Annotated in this window: 1 rRNA gene; it reads right to left on the minus strand. The window is 52.7% G+C overall.

What is annotated here, in order from left to right:
- Window positions 1-237: ribosomal RNA gene (locus tag ACTHSL_RS14205) — 16S ribosomal RNA — on the minus strand; the annotation flags it as partial.

Genomic DNA, 237 nt, shown 5'->3' on the forward strand with positions numbered 1-237 from the left:
GACTTACAAAGCCACCTACATCCGCTTTACGCCCAATGATTCCTAACAACGATAGGGTCCCTCGTCTTACCGCGGCTGCTGGCACGAAGTTAGCCGACCCTTCCTCACAAGGTACAATCACTTTCTTTTTCCCTTGCAACAGAGCTTTACGAACCGAAGTCCTTCGTCACTCACGCGGCGTCGCTGCGTCAGAGTTTCCTCAATTGCGCAAAATTCCCTACTGCTGCCACCCGTAGG

Origin of the sequence: Neisseria sp. P0008.S010, from assembly GCF_051962715.1 — a bacterium.
Lineage (GTDB): Bacteria > Pseudomonadota > Gammaproteobacteria > Burkholderiales > Neisseriaceae > Neisseria > Neisseria elongata.